Source organism: Streptomyces sp. NPDC005494 (genome assembly GCF_042872025.1).
GTDB lineage: Bacteria > Actinomycetota > Actinomycetes > Streptomycetales > Streptomycetaceae > Streptomyces.
This window is the reverse complement of record NZ_JBIAJR010000009.1, coordinates 165,918-186,298: the sequence shown is the minus strand read 5'-3', so window position 1 is coordinate 186,298 and position 20,381 is coordinate 165,918. Positions and strand designations below refer to the sequence as shown.

Annotated in this window: 21 protein-coding genes; 9 read left to right on the top strand and 12 right to left on the bottom strand. The window is 71.8% G+C overall.

The window, feature by feature from the left end:
• Positions 1-49 precede the first annotated feature (49 nt).
• Positions 50-892: a siderophore-interacting protein gene (locus ACFYQ6_RS25255; protein ID WP_361574525.1), complete on the top strand. Its 843-nt coding sequence runs from the start codon at positions 50-52 to the stop codon at positions 890-892.
• Positions 893-953: 61 nt separating this feature from the next.
• On the opposite strand, the gene ACFYQ6_RS25250 is transcribed toward ACFYQ6_RS25255, so the two are convergent.
• Positions 954-1,718 carry a MerR family transcriptional regulator gene (locus tag ACFYQ6_RS25250; protein ID WP_388765037.1) on the bottom strand — a complete coding sequence of 255 codons (765 nt, stop codon included), beginning with the start codon at positions 1,716-1,718 and terminating at the stop codon, positions 954-956.
• A gap of 164 nt (positions 1,719-1,882) precedes the next feature.
• On the opposite strand from ACFYQ6_RS25250, the gene ACFYQ6_RS25245 reads away from it, so the two are divergent.
• The 4 genes from ACFYQ6_RS25245 to ACFYQ6_RS25230 all read left to right on the top strand — a co-directional run bounded on the left by ACFYQ6_RS25245 (position 1,883) and on the right by ACFYQ6_RS25230 (position 4,672).
• The gene (locus ACFYQ6_RS25245; RefSeq protein ID WP_361574531.1) at positions 1,883-2,779 is read left to right on the top strand and encodes a hypothetical protein; all 897 of its coding nucleotides are present in this window, start codon (positions 1,883-1,885) and stop codon (positions 2,777-2,779) included.
• Positions 2,776-3,258 (top strand): ABA4-like family protein, encoded by a 483-nt coding sequence (locus ACFYQ6_RS25240; protein WP_361574534.1) that lies wholly within the window; start codon positions 2,776-2,778, stop codon positions 3,256-3,258. The genes ACFYQ6_RS25245 and ACFYQ6_RS25240 overlap by 4 nt, the downstream gene beginning before the upstream one ends.
• 77 nt (positions 3,259-3,335) lie before the next feature.
• A complete protein-coding gene (locus ACFYQ6_RS25235; protein WP_361574537.1) occupies positions 3,336-3,920 on the top strand; it encodes a sigma-70 family RNA polymerase sigma factor in 585 nt (194 codons plus the stop codon).
• Entirely contained in the window at positions 3,917-4,672 is a 756-nt protein-coding gene (locus tag ACFYQ6_RS25230; RefSeq protein WP_361574540.1) for an anti-sigma factor, read from the top strand. Before ACFYQ6_RS25235 ends, ACFYQ6_RS25230 begins: the two co-directional genes overlap by 4 nt.
• A gap of 157 nt (positions 4,673-4,829) precedes the next feature.
• Here the strand turns inward: ACFYQ6_RS25230 and ACFYQ6_RS25225 are convergent, their stop codons facing one another.
• Genes ACFYQ6_RS25225 through ACFYQ6_RS25205 form a run of 5 tightly spaced genes read right to left on the bottom strand, consistent with a single transcriptional unit; the run spans position 4,830 to position 10,333 of the window.
• Positions 4,830-5,642, bottom strand: coding sequence for a DUF1295 domain-containing protein (locus tag ACFYQ6_RS25225; RefSeq protein ID WP_388765034.1), 813 nt, complete (start codon positions 5,640-5,642; stop codon positions 4,830-4,832).
• Positions 5,639-7,033: a class I SAM-dependent methyltransferase gene (locus tag ACFYQ6_RS25220; protein WP_388765032.1), complete on the bottom strand. Its 1,395-nt coding sequence runs from the start codon at positions 7,031-7,033 to the stop codon at positions 5,639-5,641. The genes ACFYQ6_RS25225 and ACFYQ6_RS25220 overlap by 4 nt, the downstream gene beginning before the upstream one ends.
• Positions 7,030-8,292 carry a class I SAM-dependent methyltransferase gene (locus tag ACFYQ6_RS25215; RefSeq protein WP_388765204.1) on the bottom strand — a complete coding sequence of 421 codons (1,263 nt, stop codon included), beginning with the start codon at positions 8,290-8,292 and terminating at the stop codon, positions 7,030-7,032. Before ACFYQ6_RS25215 ends, ACFYQ6_RS25220 begins: the two co-directional genes overlap by 4 nt.
• A gap of 47 nt (positions 8,293-8,339) precedes the next feature.
• Positions 8,340-9,065 carry a DUF1365 domain-containing protein gene (locus ACFYQ6_RS25210; RefSeq protein ID WP_388765030.1) on the bottom strand — a complete coding sequence of 242 codons (726 nt, stop codon included), beginning with the start codon at positions 9,063-9,065 and terminating at the stop codon, positions 8,340-8,342.
• The gene (locus ACFYQ6_RS25205) at positions 9,062-10,333 is read right to left on the bottom strand and encodes an NAD(P)/FAD-dependent oxidoreductase (protein ID WP_388765027.1); all 1,272 of its coding nucleotides are present in this window, start codon (positions 10,331-10,333) and stop codon (positions 9,062-9,064) included. Before ACFYQ6_RS25205 ends, ACFYQ6_RS25210 begins: the two co-directional genes overlap by 4 nt.
• Before the next feature lie 221 nt (positions 10,334-10,554).
• Between ACFYQ6_RS25205 and ACFYQ6_RS25200 the strand changes: the two genes are divergently transcribed.
• From ACFYQ6_RS25200 to ACFYQ6_RS25185, 4 genes are all read left to right on the top strand, one after another.
• Positions 10,555-12,123: a molybdopterin-dependent oxidoreductase gene (locus tag ACFYQ6_RS25200; RefSeq protein WP_388765202.1), complete on the top strand. Its 1,569-nt coding sequence runs from the start codon at positions 10,555-10,557 to the stop codon at positions 12,121-12,123.
• A gap of 70 nt (positions 12,124-12,193) precedes the next feature.
• Positions 12,194-12,841, top strand: a complete 648-nt coding sequence (locus ACFYQ6_RS25195) for a fasciclin domain-containing protein (RefSeq protein WP_388765200.1) — start codon at positions 12,194-12,196, stop codon at positions 12,839-12,841.
• A 28-nt stretch (positions 12,842-12,869) separates the two neighbouring features.
• Entirely contained in the window at positions 12,870-13,877 is a 1,008-nt protein-coding gene (locus tag ACFYQ6_RS25190; protein ID WP_361574555.1) for an ADP-ribosylglycohydrolase family protein, read from the top strand.
• 89 nt (positions 13,878-13,966) lie between these two features.
• Positions 13,967-14,434 (top strand): SPW repeat protein, encoded by a 468-nt coding sequence (locus tag ACFYQ6_RS25185; RefSeq protein WP_361574558.1) that lies wholly within the window; start codon positions 13,967-13,969, stop codon positions 14,432-14,434.
• 112 nt (positions 14,435-14,546) lie between these two features.
• Here ACFYQ6_RS25185 and ACFYQ6_RS25180 read toward each other — a convergent pair whose 3' ends face one another.
• The 6 genes from ACFYQ6_RS25180 to ACFYQ6_RS25155 all read right to left on the bottom strand — a co-directional run bounded on the left by ACFYQ6_RS25180 (position 14,547) and on the right by ACFYQ6_RS25155 (position 20,372).
• Positions 14,547-17,375 (bottom strand): DEAD/DEAH box helicase, encoded by a 2,829-nt coding sequence (locus ACFYQ6_RS25180; RefSeq protein WP_361574561.1) that lies wholly within the window; start codon positions 17,373-17,375, stop codon positions 14,547-14,549.
• Positions 17,376-17,448: 73 nt separating this feature from the next.
• The gene (locus tag ACFYQ6_RS25175; RefSeq protein ID WP_361574564.1) at positions 17,449-18,339 is read right to left on the bottom strand and encodes a diacylglycerol kinase; all 891 of its coding nucleotides are present in this window, start codon (positions 18,337-18,339) and stop codon (positions 17,449-17,451) included.
• Positions 18,340-18,357: 18 nt separating this feature from the next.
• Positions 18,358-19,320 carry a twin-arginine translocase subunit TatC gene (gene tatC, locus ACFYQ6_RS25170; RefSeq protein ID WP_388765024.1) on the bottom strand — a complete coding sequence of 321 codons (963 nt, stop codon included), beginning with the start codon at positions 19,318-19,320 and terminating at the stop codon, positions 18,358-18,360.
• Between the two features lie 49 nt (positions 19,321-19,369).
• Complete coding sequence (gene tatA / locus ACFYQ6_RS25165; RefSeq protein ID WP_361574570.1) at positions 19,370-19,663, bottom strand: Sec-independent protein translocase subunit TatA; 294 nt, start codon at positions 19,661-19,663, stop codon at positions 19,370-19,372.
• A 214-nt stretch (positions 19,664-19,877) separates the two neighbouring features.
• The gene (locus ACFYQ6_RS25160; protein ID WP_361574573.1) at positions 19,878-20,075 is read right to left on the bottom strand and encodes a hypothetical protein; all 198 of its coding nucleotides are present in this window, start codon (positions 20,073-20,075) and stop codon (positions 19,878-19,880) included.
• Positions 20,076-20,096: 21 nt separating this feature from the next.
• Entirely contained in the window at positions 20,097-20,372 is a 276-nt protein-coding gene (locus ACFYQ6_RS25155) for a hypothetical protein (RefSeq protein ID WP_361574576.1), read from the bottom strand.
• Positions 20,373-20,381 lie beyond the last annotated feature (9 nt).

Here is a 20,381-nt window from a genome sequence, read left to right as displayed (position 1 = left end):
AAGCCTAAGTACGCAGAGCTTCACACATGTCCAGAGCAGGGAGTACCTCGTGGCAGAGCGGCCGCAACGCCGGGCACCGAAGGCGCAGGGGGCGCAGGTCCTGCGCACCGAGCAGATCACCCCGCACATGGTGCGCGTGATCCTCGGTGGCGACGGCCTCGCCGGTTTCACCCTCGAGGGCTACACCGACCACTACGTCAAGCTGTGCTTCGCCCCCGAGGGCGCGGACTACTCCCACCCCTTCGACATGGCCCGGATCCGTGAGGAGTATCCGCGCGAGCTGTGGCCCACCACCCGCACCTACACCGTGCGCTCCTGGGACGCGGGCACCGGCGAGCTCGCGATCGACTTCGTGGTGCACGGCGACGAGGGCCTTGCGGGCCCCTGGGCGGCGCGGGCGCTCCCCGGTGACCAAGTGACCTTCTTGGGCCCCGGCGGCGGATACGCCCCCGACGCCTCGGCGGACTGGCACCTGCTGGTGGGTGACGAGAGCGCCCTGCCGGCGATCGCGGCGTCACTGGAGCAAATGCCGCAGGGCGCCCTGGTGCACGCCTTCGTGGAGGTGCCGGACGCCTCCGAGGAGCAGAAGCTGGTGACGCCGGACGGAGTCTCGGTGACCTGGCTGCACCGTGGCGACCGGCCGGTCGGCGAGGCTCTCGTCGCGGCGGTGGGCGGGCTGGACTTCCCGGAGGGCACGGTCCAGGCCTTCGTCCACGGGGAGGCGGGCTTCGTCAAGGAGATCCGGCGCCATCTGCGCCTGGAGCGCGGCATTCCGCTCCAGCAGCTGTCGATCTCGGGGTATTGGCGCCTCGGGCAGAACGACGACGCCTGGCGCGCGGTCAAGCGCGAGTGGAACGAGCAGGTCGAGCGCGAGCAGGAGAACGCCGCCTGACCTTCCCCGCCCCCGGAGACCCGGCCGCCTTCCCCGAAGGCGGGCGGGTCTCGCGCGTTCCTCACTCCGCCGCCGCAGCGGGCCGCCCTTCGCCGGACGCGGCCACCCCAGGCCCTTCGCCGGACGCGGCCATCCCCGGCCCCTCGACGGTCGTGGCCGCCCCTGACCCTTCCGCCGGGTCGTAGACGCGGGCCGAGGCGTCGGTGTGGGCAAGCCGGCGCAGCGCCCCGAACATCGCCTCCCCGAGCACCGTGCCGACGACCACGCTCTCCACGAGGTCCTCGCGCGCCACGCGTTTCGCCACGTAGTCGAGGTCCGCACGGGCGACGGTCTCGGCGGCGTCGGCGTAGGCGTCGAGCAGTTCGACGAGGCCGCCGTGCCCCACCCGGCGCAGCGCGGTCAGCACGCGCGCCAGCGACCGTCCGGCGGGACTGTCCGCCTCCGCCCGCCAGCCGCGCCGTTCCAGCAGGGCGGCGACCTCGTCACGGGCCTCCACCGCCTCCGGCTCCCCTGCGTCCGGCTCCCCCGCGTCCGCCCCCAGCTCTGCCTCCGCGGGTGACATGCGCGCGGTCACCACGCCGAGCACCTTGTGCACGGGCTGCCCAGGATCGTCGATCGCGCCCAGAACCTCCGCGATGGCGGAGATCGGGAGGCCGCCCACGTCGAGGAGTGCCCGGATCAGCCGCAGCCTCCGCTCGTGCCCTTCGTCGTAGTGCGCCTGGTTCGGGCTGGTCAGCCGGCCGGCGGGCAGCAGCCCCTCTCGTACGTAGTACTTGATCGTCGGCACCGGAACTCCGGACCTCCGACTCAATTCGCCGATGCGCACCGCGCGTTCACCCTCCAGGAGCTTGCCAAGCAGAACACCATCATAGATAGTCTCCCTATCGGATAGCGGACATCACTACTATCCATAATGTCATCACCTCAGGGGGTCTCCTCATGCAGTCCTGGCGCACATGGCACCGGCCGTTAGTTCTCCTGGCCGCCTCGATGGTCGTGATGTCCGTCGTCGGCGCGGTCGGGCTCCTGGTGGACGACCGGATCGTCGCGAGCGCGCCGATCTGGGCCAAGCCGTTCAAGTTCGCCCTCTCGTTCGTGGTGTACGCCCTGGCGCTGGCATGGATGCTGACGCTTCTGACGCGGGGCAGGCGCGTCGGCTGGTGGGCGGGGACCGTGGTCGCCCTCGCCTGTATCGGTGAGATGGCGGTCATAACGGGCCAGGTGATCAGAGGGAAGCGCAGTCACTTCAACCAGGAGACGCCGTTCGACTCGGCTCTGTACGACGTGATGGCCGCCACCGTCGTCGTCCTGTGGACGGGCACGCTCGTCATCGCGATCCTGCTCCTCCGCGCACGTATCGCCGACCGCGCAGCGGCCTGGGCCGTGCGGTCCGGGGTGCTGATCGCCCTGGCCGGCGCCGGGATCGGCTTCCTCATGACGCAGCCCTCCGCCGGGCAGCGCGCGGCCGGGGACCTGGACACCGCGGACGTGGTCGGCGCGCACTCGGTCGGTGTACCGGACGGCGGGCCCTCGATGCCGCTCACCGGCTGGTCCACGACGGGCGGGGACCTGCGCATCCCGCACTTCGTCGGCATGCACGCGCTTCAGGCACTTCCGCTGTTCCTGCTCGCACCACGGTTCGCCCGGCTGCGCGATCCCCGGGTGCGGCTGCGGCTGGTGCGCGTGGCCTGCGGTGCGTACGCCGCGGTCGTCGCGCTGACGCTCTGGCAGGCGCTGCGCGGCCGGCCGCTGGTCCACCCCGACGGCGTGACGCTGACCGCCGCCGTACTGATCGCCGCCGTCACGGCAGCCGGCATGTTCGCCGCGCTGCGCACGGACGCCCCCGCCGGGACGGTCGCCCAGCCGGACAAGGAGCCCGTGTCATGACCGGTGCGCTCTTCGAAACGGCCTTCATGGCGGCCGCCCCGTTCTGGCTGCTCATGATCTTCGCCCCGCGCCTGCGGCACACCGCCCGGCTGGCCGCCTCCCCACTGACCGTCCTGCCGGTGCTCACGCTCTGGGCGGTCATGGCCGCCCCGGTGTTCCCCGAGGTGTGGGCGGCGGTGAGCAGCCCCGACATCGACACCTTCCGCGAGCTGACGGCACTGGCGAACGGCGCCGGAGCGGTCTGGGCACAGATCATCGCCTGGGATCTGCTGCTCGGGCAGTGGATGTTCCTGGAGTCACGCAGGCTGGGGGTGTCCCCGCTGGTGATGGGCCCGCTGCTGGTCCTGACGATCCTGCTCTCACCGATCGGCCTGGTGCTCTTCCTCTGCCTCCGCGCGGCCCGGAAGTCCGGAGCGGCCCGGAAGTCCGGAGCGGCACGGCCCTCGCAGGAGTGTGCGGTCCGGGCCACGAATCCGTAGCCTGTTCGACCAATCCGGGGGAGCGTCGGCTCCGAATCATGGAGGAAACCGATGCGTGCTCCGGGAGGATCGTCCGCGTGAGAGAAGCCGTACACATCAGTGGGGCCCCGTCGCCGGGCCCCGGCCTGCAGGAGTTGCTCGTCCAGGTCGCGCGTGGCGACCAGGACGCCTTCACGCAGGTGTACGACCAGGTCAGCGGACCGGTCCTGGGACTGGTGCGGAGTGTGCTCCGGGACCCGGCCCAGTCCGAGGAGGTGGCCCAGGAGGTCCTGGTCGAGGTGTGGCGCACCGCCCCCCGCTACCAGCCGTCCCGTGGCAGTGCCATGAACTGGGTACTGACGCTCGCCCACCACCGCGCGGTCGACCGGGTACGGTCGGCCGAGGCGACGGCGGCGCGGGAGCACAAGGCCGCGCTGCTCGACCGCACACCGGACTTCGACGAGGTGTCCGAGCAGGTCGAGAGCCGGCTGGAGCGGGAACAGGTCCGGCGTTGTCTGCGGACCCTCTCCGAACTCCAGCGTGAGTCGGTGACGCTGGCGTACTACCGCGGCCTGACCTACCGCGAGGTCGGCGAGCTGCTGTCGGTACCGCTGGGAACGATCAAGACACGGCTGCGCGACGGGCTGATCCGGCTGCGCGACTGCCTGGGGGTGAGCGCATGAGCACGGCCGATCTGCACACACTGACCGGGGCCTACGCCCTGCACGCGCTGCCGGAGGACGAGCGCGTCGCGTTCGAACGGCATCTGGGGGTGTGCGAGGCGTGTGCCCAGGAGGTACGGGAACTGTCCGCCACCGCCGCCCGGCTCGGGCTCGCCGTGTCCGCCACCGCGCCGCCCGGGCTCCGGGGAAGGGTGCTGCGGGAGATCACGACCGTACGGCAGGAGCCTCCGCCCCACGGCCGAAGTGCCCGCGCCGTGCCCCCTCCCGGGCGGGCCGGCCGCTGGTCGACGTACGCGCTCGCCGCCTGTGTCGCCGCGGCTGCGGCGTTCGGCGGGGTCGCCGTGTGGCAGAACCAGGTCGCCCAGGACGCCCGGCAGAAGACCGACCGGGCCCAGCAGCGCGACGAGCAGGTGGCGCGGGTGCTCACCGCGCCGGACGCGAGGACCACCGCCGCCGATCTCGGGGACGGCGCCCGGGGCACCGTGGTGGTCTCGCAGAGCGTCAACAAGGCGGTGTTCCTGGCCTCGGACATGGCACGGCCGCCCGGCGGCAAGGTGTACCAGCTGTGGTTCGACGACGAGGGCGCGATGCGGTCGGCCGGTCTGATGGACCCGTCGGCGACGGACGGGACGGTGCTGCTGGACGGCCCGGTGGACCGCGCGTCCGGCATGGGCATCACCGTGGAGCCGACGGGCGGGTCCGAGCAGCCGACCTCGCAGCCCGTGGCCCTGATGGAGTTCCGCGACGCGTGAGGCGTGGGCGGCCCGCCATGAAGCGCCCGCCCATGAGCCGCCCGGGCGTGAGCGGCCCGCCATGAGACGCCCGGGCGTGAGACGCCCGCCCATGAGCGGCCCCGCCACGTGGGTGTGCCCCCGGCCTCGGACGTCGAGGCCGGGGGCACATCCGTGTTCAGCCCCGGCGTCGCCTGCCCGGCGGCAGGGGGAAGAAGCCGCTGGTGCGGGCGGCGTAGTCGGCGTATCCCGGCCGGCCCTCCATGTGCCGCTCCAGCAGGGCCTTGCCGCTGCCCTTGGTCAGCAGCAGGCTCATCGCCACGGGCGAGACGACCGTGGCGGCGGCCACCGCCGGGTCGGCGCAGACGACGAGGAAGAGCCCCCACCAGACGCAGAAGTCGCCGAAGTAGTTCGGGTGCCGGGTCCAGGACCACAGCCCCCGGTCCATGATCCGGCCCTTGTTCGCCGGGTCACGCTTGAACCGGGCGAGCTGCGCGTCCCCGACGGCCTCGAAGACCAGCCCCACGGCCCACAGGGCCGCACCGGCCCAGGCCCACCCGTCCAGGGGGCCCGGCAGGTGGTACCCGGCCTGCACCGGCAGGGAGATGAGCCAGACCAGCGCTCCCTGGAGCAGATACACCTTGCGCAGGGCGTACAGGTCCGGGTGGCCCGGCGCCTTGGCCAGCATGGCCTCGTACCGCGGGTCCTCCCCGTGTCCCCTCCCCCGCCGGGCGATGTGCACGGCGAGCCGCACGCCCCAGACGACGGTCAGCACGGTCACCAGGATTTTGCGCGCCTGGTCCCCCTCCCCGGCGGACACGGCGTACGAGACGAGGGCGACGGCGGCGAAGCCGAGGCCCCACGCCACGTCGACGATCCGGTGCACGCGCTTGCGCAGGGCGATCAGGAACGTCACCAGCATGACGGCGAGAGCCGCCCCCGCCGCTGCCGCCAGATTCGTGGCGAACTCCGCCCACGCGAAGCCGTTCACCGGTCCGCCTCCGTGCGGGACCCCGCGGCGACGGGTTCGGCCCGCTGGTGACCGTCCTGCCCTGCCACCGCTCCGAGTCCCTCGTACCAGCCGTGGCGGGTGGGGGGCATGCCGACGGACCCTCGCGCGTCGGGCCGGACCGAGAGGATCTGGTCCACGCCCATGCGCCGCTCCTCGAAGGCGAGGGCGCCGCCCACCAGATAGAGGCGCCACACCCTCGCGGTCTCCTCACCGACGAGGGCCGTGAACTCGGACCAGCACTCCTCCAGCGTCCGGTGCCAGGCCTCGACGGTCAGCACGTAGTGCTCACGCATCGATTCCACGTCACGGACCTCCAGCCCCGCCCCTTCGAGGAGTGCGACCGTCTCACCGAGCGGGCGCATGTGCATGTCCGGGGCGATGTACGACTCGATGAAGGCTCCGCCACCGGGGGCGGTGGAGCCCCGGGACATCTGCTGGACCAGGGCGCGTCCCTGCGGCCGGAGCACCGAGTGCAGGAGGGCGGTGAAGGCCGGGTACTCGGCGTCCCCGACGTGCTCCCCCATCTCGATCGTGGACACGGCGTCGTAGTCGCCCCGGAAGTCCGGCAGTCCGGGGACGTCGCGGTAGTCGCGGCAGTGCACCTCGACGAGGTCCTCCAGTCCGCGCTCCGCCACCTGCCCGCGTACGTACGCCGCTTGCTCCCTGGCGAGGGTGACCGCCGTGACGCGGACCCCGTGCCGGACCGCCGCGTGCAGCGTCAGGGACCCCCAGCCGCAGCCGATGTCGAGGAGGCGCGCGCCGGGCCGCAGTCCGAGCTTGCGGCAGACCAGCTCCAGCTTGTCGCGCTGGGCGTCGGCCGGGCCGTAGTCCGGGCCGGTGCCCGTCCAGTAACCGCAGGAGTAGGCCATGGTCTCGTCGAGCAGCAGGGAGTAGAAGGCGTTCGACAGGTCGTAGTGGTGGCTGATGGCCGCCCGGTCGCGGGCCTTGCTGTGCAGGGCCCCGCTGAGTCCGGCCCGGGCGGCGGGCACCGGGGGGCGCGGGCCGACCGCGCCGAGACGCAGCGCGGTCCCGGCCGCCCGGAGACGGTCGGCGACACCGGGACGGGGCAGGTCGAGGCCGTGTTCCCGTGCGGCGCGGCGCATGGCGCGCAGCCCTTCCGCGAGGTCGTCGGCGATGTCGATGTCACCGGTGATGTAGGCCTCGGCGAGGCCGAGTTCGCCCGGCTGCCACAGCAGTCGGCGCAGCGCGCGGCGGGAGCGCACGTGCACCGTGGGAGCGCCGTCGGGGCCGGTCTCGCTGCCGTCCCACATCCTGATCCTGACCGGCGGGGGGCCGCCCAGGAACTGCTCGACGACCGGCGCGATCCGCTGCGCCGCTCCGGTTGCCGGGGTGTCGGTGACGGTGTTCACGCGGTGTCCTCACGGGTCAGGAGCAGCTGCTGCACATCGAGGTAACCGGACCGGAATCCGGCCTCGGAGTAGGCGAGGTAGAAGGTCCACATACGGCGGAAGGTCGCGTCGAAGCCGAGCGCGTCGACCTCGGCGGCCCGCTCCTCGAACCGTTCGCGCCACAGCCTCAGGGTTTCGGCGTAGTGCGTGCCGAAGGAGCCGCGCTGCCGCGTCCGCAGGCCGGTGTGGGCGGTGGTGACGCGCTCGACGGCCTCCGTGGAGGGGAGGAGCCCGCCCGGGAAGATGTACTTGTGGATCCAGGTGTAGGTGCTGCGGCTGGCGAGCATCCGGTCGTCCGGCATGGTGATGGCCTGGAGCGCGATGCGGCCGCCGGGGGCGAGGCAGCGCTCCAGAGTCCGGAAGTACACCGGCCAGAACTCCTCGCCGACGGCCTCGATCATCTCGACGCTGACGATCGCGTCGTACTCCCCGATGACGTCCCGGTAGTCGCAGAGCCGCACGTCGACCCGGTCCTCGTGGCCGGCTTCGCGGATCCGGTCCCTGGCCAGCTCCCGTTGTTCCCGGGAGAGCGTGAGGGTGGTGACGCGGGCTCCCCGCGCGGCGGCGCGGAGCGCGAGTTCGCCCCAGCCGGTGCCGATCTCCAGCAGCTCGGTGCCTTGCCCCACACCGGCCAGGTCCAGCAGCAGGTCGATCTTGCGGTGCTGGGCCGCGGGCAGCAGGTCGTGCTCGGCCGGGAAGCCACGGAAGACCGCCGAGGAGTACGTCAGCGTCTCGTCGAGGAAGAGGGCGAAGAGGTCGTTCGACAGGTCGTAGTGGTGACTGATGTTGTCGCGTGAGCCCTCGGGGGTGTTGGCCTGCGAGGCGGGCCGGCGCGGGGCCCACAGACCGCGCAGCTTCTGCAGGGGTGCGGGGACGAGGTCCGCCGCGTTCCCCGCGAGGACGCTCAGCACCCCGACGAGGTCGGGGGAGTCCCACTCCCCCGCCATGTACGACTCGCCGAAGCCGACGAGCCCGCCCGCGCCGATGCGCCGGAAGAACGCGTCGGGGCGGCGGATCTCCATGAGCGGTCCGCCCAGCCCGATGCTGTCGCGGCCGGCGAGCCGGACCCGGAGCGGCAGGCTGGACAGCGCGTGCCGCACGAGGCGTTCGGCCACGGCGGTCCTGATTCCGGAGGCCCGTGGCTGGGCGGCGACGTCGGGCCATCGGCCCGGGTCCACGCCGGCGAGGGGGGTCGTCGCAGCGCGCTTCTGGGCCGGGATGACGCCACCGCCGCGGGTGGGCGGGGTGGGCGAGGAGGTGGGCGCCTTCACTGCATGCCTTCCTGGGTGTGGTGAGGGGGTCGGGGCTGGACGGGCAGCCGGCGGAGGAACAGCCGGATGCCGTGCAGCCGGATGGCGGCGGACACGACCGCGGTGGAGAAGGGGTGCCGGAGGAAGAGCCGCAGCAACTGGGCGGGGGTACCGGCACGCCGGACGCCCCGCACGGTCGCGGTGAACGGGCGGGCGTCCTGCCGTTCCAGGTGGACCGTCAGGTTCAGCAGCCGGCCCGGTTCGGGCAACCGCATGCGGTAGTCGCCGTCCACCGGGAAGAACGGCGAGACGTAGAAGTCCTTGCGGGTGTCCGCACGGCCTTCGGCGTCCGGGCGCAGCAGGTAGCAGTGGCGCCCGCCGTAGGTGTTGTGCACCTCGGCGACCACGCAGAGCGGGCTGCCGTCGGGGCGGTGGCACCAGTAGACGGTCAGCGGGTTGAAGACATGGCCGAGGACCCGGGCCTGCGTGAGCATGGTGACGGTGCCGTCGGCGAGATCGACGCCCCGGGTGCGCAGGAACCGTTCGAGCCCGGCCCGTACGGTGGGCGCCGTGCCGCCGAAGTGATCACGCGCGTGGAAGCCGGCCAGCGGGCGCAGCAGGGCCGGCAGCCGTGGCGGGCGGTCCGGGTCTATGAGCCAGAGATAGGTGCGGTGACGCAGGGCGTACCTGCGGGGCGCCGTCCGGACATGGGTGATGGTGCACGGGTAGAGGGCACTGTTCACCAGGCCACCCCGAGCGCGGCGGCCGCCTCGGCCCCGGAACGGCAGCCGTCCTCGTGGAACCCCCAGCCGTGGTAGGCCCCCGCGTAGGCGGTGACCGGCCCCGACAGCCCGGGCAGCCGGGCCTGGGCGGCGACCGACTCCGGGGTGAAGACGGGGTGTTCGTACACCATCCGGGCCCGTACGAGGTCCGGGTCGACCCGGTCGGCGCCGTTCAGCGTGACGACGAACCGCTCGGGGGCGTCCAGCCGCTGGAGGCGGTTCATGTCGTAGCTGACGGTGACCCGGTCCGCGTCGGCGGCGCAGGAGGGCATGAGGTAGTTCCAGGAGGCCGCGGCGCCCCGGCTGTCCGGCAGCAACGTGGTGTCGGTGTGCAGCAGCGTGGGGTTGCGGGAGTAGTGGAACGCGCCGAGCGTCCGCCTCTCCTCGTCGGTCGGGTCGGCGAGCAGCCGGAGCGCCTGGTCGGGGTGGGTGGCGAGGACCACCGCGTCGTACTCCTCGGTCGTGCCGTCCTCGGTGACGATGTCCACGCCGTCGCTGTGCCTGCGGACGGTCCGGACAGGGGTCGCCGTCCGTACGGAGTGCACCTGCTTGACGATGCGGTCCACGTACTCGCGCGACCCGCCGGTGACGGTGCGCCAGACCGGCGAGTCGCCGATCGAGAGCATCCCGTGGTGCTCCAGGAACCGGAAGAGGTAGCCGGCGGGGTAGCGCAGCGCGGTCACCGGGTCGCAGGACCAGACGGCGGAGACCATGGGGGTGAGGAAGTGCGCGCGGAAGTAGGGGGAGAAGCGCCCGCGGGCCGCGAACTCCCCCAGGGTCATGGATCCGGTCCCCTCCGGTACGGCGAGCAGTGCCCGGGCCGCCCGGTGGAATCGCGGCACCTCGGTCAGCATCCGCAGGTACGGGCCGTTCACCACCGACCCGGGCCTGGCGAAGAGTCCCGCTGCGCCCTTGGCGCCCGCGTACTGGAGTCCGCAGCCTTCGCAGCGCACGGACATGCTCATCTCCGACTCCTGTGTCGCCACACCGAGTTCGTCGAAGAGCCGCAGCAGATTCGGGTACGTCCGCCGGTTGTGCACGATGAACCCCGAGTCGACGCGGTGTGTCCGGCCGTCCGACGAGGTCAGGTCATGGGTGTGCGCGTGCCCGCCGGGGCGCTCGTCCGCCTCGACGAGCGTCACGTCGTGCGCCTTCCCCAGGACGTGCGCGGCGGTGAGCCCCGCCACCCCGCTGCCCACCACGGCCGTACGCCGCCGCTCCCCTGCCATTCGGGTTCCCTCCGGTCTCGCCTGCCTGGCCGGGGCCGTTTCCCACTGCCCCTCAGAGGTCATTCGGAGCAGCGGGCCTCGCGGATTGGCCGATGATCAGACTTCCTTCGATCGAGTGAATGACCAATCCGCCTGGCGATCAGCGCCGAATTCCCGGCGTGACAACAGACCAAGACGTTTCGCAGAAGCAAGGGGCCGCCCGTTCCCGGCGATCCCGCCGGGTGCGCGCCGCGTTCGCCGCACTCGGCGGTCTGATCGCCGGGTTCACGGCCCTGTGCGTCGCCGAACTCGTCGCGGCTGCCGTGCGTCCCGAAGCGGGTCCGGTCACGGCCGTGGGCGGGGCGGTCATCGACCGCACTCCCCCGGCCGTCAAGGACTTCGCGGTACGGAACTTCGGCACCGACGACAAGCTGGTCCTGCAGCTCGGCATCCTCGTCCTCCTGGCGGTCTTCGCCATGGCGGTGGGGGTGCTCGCGCTGCGGCACCGGTGGGCCGGCGCGGCGGCCGTCCTGGTCTTCGGTGTGGTCGGGGCAGTCTCCGCGGCCGGGCGGCCCGAGGGCCGCCCGCTCGACGCACTGCCTTCGGTCGTGGGCGCGCTGGTGGCCGCAGGAGTGCTGTATCTCCTGACCGGACGGCTGGCCCCCGTCACCGTCCCGCCTCCCGCGGCTGGGGAGACGGGCGAGGACGGGGAACAGGGCGCCTTCGACCGCCGCGGGTTCGTGGCCGCGGCGACCGCAGCGGCGGCGGCCTCGGCCGGTGCGGGACTTCTGGGGCGACGGCTCCAGGCGGACCGGCTGGCCGGGGTCTCCGCCTCGCGGGGTGACGTCGTGCTCCCCGCGCCGGCGTCACCCGCCCCCGTCATACCGGGCGGAGCGGATCTGGACATCCGTGGCCTGAGTTCGTTCACCACTCCGAACAAGGACTTCTACCGGGTGGACACCGCCCTGGTGGTCCCGCGTGTCGACGCCGGCCGATGGCGGCTGCGGATCCACGGGAAGGGGGTGGCGCGCCCCGTCACCCTCACCTTCCAGGACCTCCTGCGGCGTGAGCTCGTCGAACGCGGCATCACGCTGACCTGCGTGTCCAACCAGGTGGGCGGTCCGTACGCCGGCAACGCCCGGTGGACCGGCGTACGTCTGGCCGATCTGCTGCGCGAGGCCGGGGTGAAGCCCCCCTCACAGGGCGGACCGGCCGACCAGATCGTGTCGCGCTCCGTGGACGGCATGACGATCGGCACCCCCGTCGAGGACGTCATGGACGGCCGCGACGCCCTGCTCGCGGTCGGTATGAACGGCGAACCGCTGCCGTTCGACCACGGCTTCCCGGTCCGGATGGTCGTCCCCGGTCTCTACGGCTACGTCTCGGCGTGCAAGTGGATCCGGGACATCGAGCTCACGACGTTCGACACCTACGACGCGTACTGGGTCGAGCGTGACTGGGCCCGTGAGGCCCCGGTCAAGACACAGTCGCGGATCGACACTCCGCGCCCCTTCGCCGCCCCGCGAGCGGGGACCGTACCGGTCGCCGGTGTCGCCTGGGCCCAGCACCGGGGCATCGCCCGGGTGGAGGTCCGGGTGGACGGCGGCGCGTGGCACACCGCACGCCTGGCGGCGGAGACCGGCCGTGACACCTGGCGCCAGTGGGTGTGGGAGTGGCCCGCCACGGCCGGCCACCACACCCTCGAGGTCCGCGCGACGGACCGGACCGGCGCCACACAGACCGGCAAGCGCGTCGGCACCGTCCCGGACGGTGCGACCGGGTGGCACTCGGTGGTGGTCGACGTGACCTGACCACCGCTGCTCCCGCCGAATCTCTCTTTCTCTTCCCTCTGTCGAACAACGATCCACTCAGGAGCACATGATGAACACCCGTCACCTTCGCCGCATCGCCGTCGCTGCCTCCGCCGCCGCCCTGCTGCCCCTGGCGCTGACCGCCTGCTCCGGTGACTCCGGCACCTCCTCGTCCGACGCCGGTGCGGACAAGGCCGCGTCCAGCGCGCCGGCAAAGGCGACCGAGCCCGCCGCGAGCATGGACGAGCCGTTCGGCCCGGGCTGTGCGTCGGTCCCGAAGGAGGGCGCGGGCTCTTTCGAGGGCATGGCGCAGGACCCGGTCGCCACGGCAGCGTCCAACAACCCGGCGCTCTCCACCCTGGTGGCGGCCGTCAAGCAGGCCGGCCTGGTCGACACCCTGAACAGCGCCGAGAACATCACGGTGTTCGCCCCCACGAACGACGCCTTCGCCAAGATCCCGAAGGCGGACCTGGACAAGCTGCTCGCGAACAAGGCCGAGCTCACCAAGGTGCTCACCGCGCACGTGGTCGGCGAGAAGCTGACGCCGGCACAGCTGGAGAAGGGCTCGTTCGACACCCTGGCCAAGACGAAGCTGACCACGGCGGGTTCGGGCGAGGAGTACACCGTGAACGACTCCTCCAAGGTCGTCTGCGGCAACGTCCCGACCGCCAACGCCACGGTCTACATCGTCGACACCGTCCTGATGCCGGCCGCCTGACCCGTCGTGCCGTCAGTACGCTGACGGGATGACGCCGACGAGCCCCGAGGACCGTGCCCTCCGACCCGACCGGAGCGGCCCGGACCGCGGGGCTCGTGCCGTGGGCGCGGTGGTCGGCTCCGCTGTCGGCGACGCCCTCGGCGCCCCCTTCGAGTTCGGGCCCCCCGGTGCGTACAGCGCCAGGTTCCCCGACGGAGCGGGAACGCTGTGCGGGGGCGGCGGCTGGGATCCCGGCGAGGCGACGGACGACACGCAGATGGCCGTCCTGGTCGGGGAGTCGCTGCTGGAGCGGGGCGGCCTGGACCTCCCGGACATCTTCGGCCGGTTCAGGCGGTGGGCGGTCTCCGAGCCGAAGGACATCGGGCTGCAGACCGAGGCCGTCCTCACCAGCGGCGACCCCTGGGATCTGGCCGCCGCACTGCACTTCCAGGTCAACATGCGTGCCGCCGGGAACGGTTCGCTGATGCGCGCCACCACGTCCGCGGTGTACTTCGCCCGGGCCGGACGGGCGGCGACGATGGACGCCGCCCGGCGGATCGCGGCCCTGACGCACGGGGACGGGGCGGCCTGGGAGGGCACCGCCCTCTTTCACGAACTGGTACGCGTGGCGCTGGAGGGCGGCGATCCACTCGCCGCCGTGGACGAGGCGCTGGCCGCCGTCCCCGAGGCCCACCGGGCCCGCTGGGCCGTTGTCCTGGGGCCGGACTGGCATCCCGACGATGCCACGGAGTTCAACGGGGCGGTCTGGCCCTGCCTGGGGACGGCGGTCTGGGCCCTGCGCACCACCACCGGTTTCGAGCCGGCCCTGGCGGCCGCGGTCGACGTGGGCGGGGACACCGACACGGTGGCGGCGGTCACGGGCGGACTGGCCGGAGCGGTGTACGGGATCGACGCGGTCCCGGAGCGCTGGACGCGTCCGCTCCACCTACCCCTGCCGGGATTCGGGGGCCGTGTCCTTCGGACGGAGGATCTGACGGCACTGGCTCTCCGCCTGGACGGATCCACAGGATCGGACCACCCCGAGAACTACACATAAGGGGCATATAAGAGCACACTGGTCAGGAGAGCTGATGACCGCGCCTCCTGACTGCGGTCGCTCCAGCAAGTGCGAAGGAGAACATCCTCATGAGTAACATCTCGCACACCGGAAGGGACGTTTCCGGCCACACCGGAAGGGATCTCTCCGGACACCCCGACGCCGAAGAGATGCGTGCACGCCACGACCGCGTGATCAGCGGACGTCGCACCACAGCGATGGCGGACGCACCCGTCTTCCTGCTCGGCCTGTACTGCGCCATCTCCCCCTGGGTGCTCCACTTCAGCGCGAACCAGCCCGACCTGGTGACGCACAACCTCGTCATCGGAATCGCGATAGCCGTGCTGGCACTCTGCTTCACCGCCATGCCGGAGCGGATGACCGGGATGAGCATGGCCATCGTCGCCCTGGGCGCGTGGCTCATCGTGTCGACGTGGGTCGTGGGTCAGAGCCCGGACACGGGCGTCATTCTCAACAACGTCATCGTCGGCGGTCTGGCGATCGTGCTGGGGGCGGCCTGCGCGGGGCTTTCGATGAAGAACCGCAAGAAGACCTGACGAAAGGACACGCGGAAGTGGCCACAGGCGTCCCGCCTGTGGCCACTCGTCCGCTCATGTCATCCGCGCTCCCTCGGTGCCCGCCCCTCGACGGAGCCGACGCCGACGGAGCTCACCCCACTGAGCTGTACGCCACCACGCCCCGCAGGACCGCGTCGACGGCCTTGTGGGCGTTCTTCGCGACCGAACTCCCCTCCCGGGGCGCGGCGGCCGCGATCTGGCCGAGCACGTCGATGACCTGCTTGCACCACCGGACGAAGTCACCGGCCGGCATCTCCGCCTCACGGAGCACCTCGTCCAGCGACCGGCCGGAGGCCCACATGTAGACCGCCCAGGCGAAGCCGAGATCGGGTTCCCGCTGACCGACCCCTTCCGTCTGGCTGATCTTGAAGTCCTCCTCGACGGCGTCGAGCCGGCCCCAGATGCGGACCATCTCGCCGAGCGCCGCCTTCGCGGGCCCGGACGGCAGCTTGGGCGCCACCGCGTCGTCCGCCTGGCGGGCCTCGTAGACCAGCGCCGAGACGCACGCCGCGAGCTCGGCGGGGTTGAGCCCCTCCCAGACACGCTCGCGCAGGCACTCGCTGGCCAGCAGATCGAGCTCTCCGTAGAGGCGTGCCAGACGCCGGCCGTTGTCGGTGACCTCGTTGCCCCGCAGGTAGTCCAGCTCGGTCAGGAGCGCGACGATGCGGTCGAAGGTCCGGGCGATGGTGTTCGTCCGGCCCTCGATGCGGTGCTCCAGCTGCCGGGTGTCGCGCTGCAGCCGGTGGTAGCGCTCGGCCCAGCGGGCGTGGTCCTCGCGCTCGTCGCAGCCGTGGCAGGGGTGGGCGCGCAGCTCCGTGCGCAGCCGGGCGATCTCCCGGTCGTCGGCCGCCGCGGCCCGCTGCTTGCGGTGGCGGCCCGGGTCGATGTGGCCCGCCTTGCTGCGCAGCGCCGATGCCAGGTCACGGCGGGACTGCGGTGAGCGCGGGTTGAACGACTTGGGCACCCGCATCCGCTCCAGCGCCTCGACCGGCACCGGGAAGTCGATGTGGGCCAGCCGCTTGACCTGCCGCTCGGCGGTGAGCACCAGCGGACGCGGCCCGTCGTGGTACTCCAGGCCGCGGTGGCCGTTGGTACGCCCGGCGGGCAAGCCCGGGTCCAGGACCAGCGCGAGCCCGGCGAACTTGCCGGTGGGGACGTGGATGACGTCACCGGGCTTCAGCTTCTCCAGCGAGGCGGCCGCGGCCGCCCTCCGCTGGGCAGCGCCCTGCTTCGCCAGCTCGGTCTCCCGGTCCTTGAGGTCGCGGCGCAGGCGCGCGTACTCCTCGAAGTCCCCGAGGTGGCAGGTCATGCCCTCCTTGTAGCCCGCGAGGCCCTCCTCGTTGCGCTGGACCTGCCGGGAGATCCCGACGACGGAACGGTCCGCCTGGAACTGCGCGAACGAGGTCTCGAGCAGCTCACGCGAACGGTGCCGCCCGAACTGCTGCACGAGGTTCACGGCCATGTTGTACGACGGCCGGAAGCTGGACCGCAGCGGATACGTACGGGTGCCAGCGAGTCCGGCGAGCGCACCCGGGTCCATGCCCCGCTGCCACAGGACGACCGCGTGACCCTCCACGTCGATGCCCCGGCGGCCGGCCCGGCCGGTCAGCTGCGTGTACTCGCCGGGGGTGATGTCGGCGTGCTGCTCGCCGTTCCACTTGACGAGCTTCTCGAGCACGACGGAGCGCGCGGGCATGTTGATGCCGAGCGCGAGCGTCTCGGTGGCGAAGACCGCCTTGACCAGGCCCCGGACGAACAGCTCCTCCACGACCTCCTTGAAGGTCGGCAGCATCCCTGCGTGGTGCGCGGCGATGCCCCGCTCCAGGCCTTCGAGCCACTCGTAGTAGCCGAGGACGTGGAGGTCCTCGGGTGGGATAGACGCGGTCCGCTCCTCGACGATCTCCCGCACCAGGTGGCGCTTTTCCTCGTCGTTCAGCCGGAGCCCTGCCTGAAGGCACTGCTGCACGGCCGCCTGACAGCCGGCCCGGCTGAAGATGAAGGTGATGGCGGGCAGCAGCCCTTCGGCGTCGAGGCGGTCGATGACCTCCGGCCGGGAGGGGGTCCAGATCCGGCTGCGCTGGCGGCGCTCCCGCTCACGGTCGGCCTCACGGACCATTTTCCCGCGCCGGCGGTCGCGTGGGTTGTACCCGCGCTGGTTCTCCATCCGGGCGAGGCGGACGAGGTCGGGGCTGACCTCTCGCCGGCCGGTGCCCCGGCCGCCGTGGTCGGTCTCCTCCTCGAAGAGGTCGTACATCCGCCGGCCGGCCATGACGTGCTGCCACAGCGGCACGGGCCGGTTCTCGGAGACGATCACCTGGGTGTCGCCGCGGACGGTGTCCAGCCAGTCGCCGAACTCCTCGGCGTTGGACACGGTCGCCGACAGGGAGACCAGGGTCACCGACTCCGGCAGGTGGATGATCACTTCCTCCCACACCGCGCCCCGGAAGCGGTCGGAGAGGTAGTGCACCTCGTCCATGACCACGTAACCGAGGCCGGTGAGCGCCTGGGAGCCCGCGTACAGCATGTTGCGCAGGACCTCGGTGGTCATGACGACCACCGGCGCGTCCGCGTTGACGCTGTTGTCACCGGTCAGCAGACCGACCTTGTCGGCGCCGTAGCGCCGCACGAGATCGGTGAACTTCTGGTTGGAGAGGGCCTTGATCGGGGTGGTGTAGAAGCACTTGCGCCCCTGCAACAGGGCCAGGTGCACGGCGAACTCACCGACGATCGTCTTGCCCGAGCCGGTGGGAGCGGCGACCAGCACCCCCTTGCCCGCCTCCAGGGCCTGGCATGCCTCGATCTGGAACGGATCCAGCCCGAATTCGTACATCTCGCGGAAGGGCCCGAGGGCCGTGGCCTGCTCGGCCGCACGGACCCGGGACGCCTGGTATCGCTCAGCTGGTGAGAGGTCCTCTGTCATCTTGGTACGAGCCTACCCGCCTCGTATGACAGTCAGCCCGATCTTTATTTCACGGTGCAAGGACCTCGTCCTCTCAGGGCGCGAGGACCCTGACGGCACCGGGTACGCAGGTGGCCGTGAGCGGCAGCGCGCCCAGCGGCTCGCCGTCCGCGTAGGCCGTGACCCCGGGGGCGGCCAGCTCGATCGAGGAGACCCGGTGCACGGTGACCGCCGGGTGGCCGAGGTGCGTGCCCCGGTAGACCTTCGGGAAGACCCTGACCAGAGTGGTCCGGCTGCAGTCGCCGACCACGGTCACGTCGAAGAGTCCGTCGTCCATGACCGCCCCGGCACAGATGCGCATGCCGCCGCCGTACGTGGTGCCGTTGCCCACGGCTATCAGCGCCGCCTCCATCTCTCGCACCGGGCCGCCGTCCAGCCGCACGCGGTACGGGATCGGCCGGAAGGCCGCCAGCTCGGCGAGGATCGCGAGGTCGTACTTGAACCGCCCGCCGACCCAGCGCATCCGGTTGCCGCGGTCGTTGACGCGGGAGTCGAAGCCGGAGGCCAGCACGGAGCCGAACCAGCGCTCCCCCACCCGGCCGAGGTCGATCGTGCGTACCGTCCCGGCCTTGAGCGCCTCGGCGGCCAGCCTCCCGGCGGCCGCCGGCTCACGGATCGGCAGCCCCAGCGCCCGGGCGAAGTCGTTTCCGGTGCCCACGGCCACGGCGCCGAGGGGTGTCGACGTGCCCGCCACGGCCTGCAGGGCGAGGGACATCATGCCGTCCCCGCCCACGGCTATGAGCGCTCCGGTCCCGCCGGCCACGGCTTCCCGCGCCCGCCTCAGGGCGTCGTCGGCGTCCTCCCCGAGGACCGTGCGTACGGAGAAGCCGGCGTCCCGCAACGCGGAAGCGGCCGGCTGCGCGGCACGCGCGCCCCGGCCGCTCCCCGCGGTGGGATTGACGAAGAGGGTGATCTCGCTGGTCACCCGCCGGACCCTACAAGGTCAGGTGATGTCGTCGTAACCGTTGAGCCGGGGGGACCGGCCCCCGTCGGCGTCACCGTCCGACTGCTCGGGCAGGGCGGCGCGGGAGGACACCGGCTCGACCGCACCGACCGCCTCGGGGGTGAGGTCCAGCCGCGAGGCCTCGTCGTCGTCGAGCTCGGCGTCGGGGTTCGCCCGTCGCCTGCGCTTGTCGTTGAGCAGGGAGACACCGACCGCGATGAAGTAGAGGACGGCCAGCGGGCCCGCCAGCAGCAGCATCGAGATGGGCTCGCCGCCGGGGGTCGCGATGGCCGCGAAAGCGGTGAGGCCCACGAGCATGCCGCGCCACCAGCGCAGCATGCGTTCGCCGGACAGGACGCCGGTCATGTTGAGCAGGATGAGCAGCAGCGGCAGCTCGAAGGCCAGTCCGAAGACGATCACCATGCGGGTGATCAGGTCCAGGAAGTCGTCGAGCGGCAGCAGGTTCTTCACGTTGTCGGGCGTGAAGCCGAGCATGATCTCGGCGGTCTGCGGCAGGATCGCGTACGCGAGGTAGGCGCCGCCCACGAAGAGGGGGACCCCCGCCGCGACGAAGGCCATCGAGTAGCGCTTCTCCTGCTTGTGCAGGCCCGGGGCGACGAACGCCCACAGCTGGTAGAGCCACACAGGGGTGGCCACCAGCACGCCCGCCATCAGGGACACCTTCAGCGCGATGGTGAACGGCGACAGCAGACCGTTGGTGGTCATCTCCGCGCAGGGCCGGCCGTTGACCATGGTCAAGGCGCCGTCCTTGCAGCCGACCGAGTCGAGGATCGGCTTCATCAGGAACTCGAAGATTTCCTTCTGGAAGAACGCTGCCACGATCACGGCGACGACGATCGCCAGGACCGACTTCAGCAGCCGGTTGCGCAGCTCACGCAGGTGATCGAGGAGGGGCATCCGCCCCTCGTCGTCCTTCTCCTGCTTGCGGGCAGACTTGAGCAACCCACTTCCCTCGTCTCGTGCGGCAGCTTCCGGTGGTACGGGGCGGCTGTCAGCTCTGGGTGGTGGGCTTGGCGTCGCTGACCGGGCGGGAGCTGGTGACGTCTCCCGGGGCGGCCTGGATCGTGCGAGCGGTGGCCGCGGGCGGGGTGGGGTCCGCGACGGTCTCCGTGGTGGGCGCCGCGGACTCCGCGTCGTCCTTCTTCATGGCCTTGGCCTCGCTCTTGAGGATGCGGGCCGACTTGCCGAGCGAACGCGCCATGTCGGGAAGCTTCTTGGCACCGAAGAGCAGCAGGATGACAGCGATGATCAGAACGATCTCGAGGGGCTTCAGATTGCCGATCATGTGCGACTTCCTTCTCACTGAGGCGTCTGGAGGGTGGGCTCGCTACCCGTGTGAACGGACATGTGTCCGACCTTCGCGCTGGCAGCGATCGTAACCCGCAGGGGTGAACACGAGGCAATGCCCGTGCGTACTCCCGCTTGCGGCCCGCACCTCCCTGCCTGGGCCGCTCCAGCAGAGTACCCCCCGAACCAGTGAATCTGGAGGGCGCGCTCCGCTATCTCAGGGCGTCACCGGTGTCGGCGAGCGTGGTGGCCGCTCGTTCGAGATCCTCGGCCGCTCGGTTGATCCGCCGCGTGGTCTCGGCGACCTGACCGGCGAGCCGCTGTGCCTCGACGAAGACCTTGACGGCCAGTACCCCGAGCACGGCCAGGCCGGCGAAACCCAGGGCGATGGCGAGCATGGGCCAGAACATGGACGGTTCCTCGATGTCTCGTCACCCCAGGGCGGTGTGCAGGCGCAGGGTGCGCACGCCACCGCCGCTGAGGAGCTCGATGATGCGCTCCCCGGCCGGCTTGCGGACCGCGGACCCGCACTCGGGGCAGGTGAAGGAGTAGAAGGTCGTACGGTGGCTGGCGCCTATGGCGAGGCGCAGCGCGGCCGACGGGAGCTCGAACCGCCCGCGGCAGTCCGGGCACGCGGCCCGGAAGCGCACGGCGGCGGGCACCGGGGCCGCGACCGGACCGGTCCGCGGGCTCGATATCGCACTCATGTGACCTCT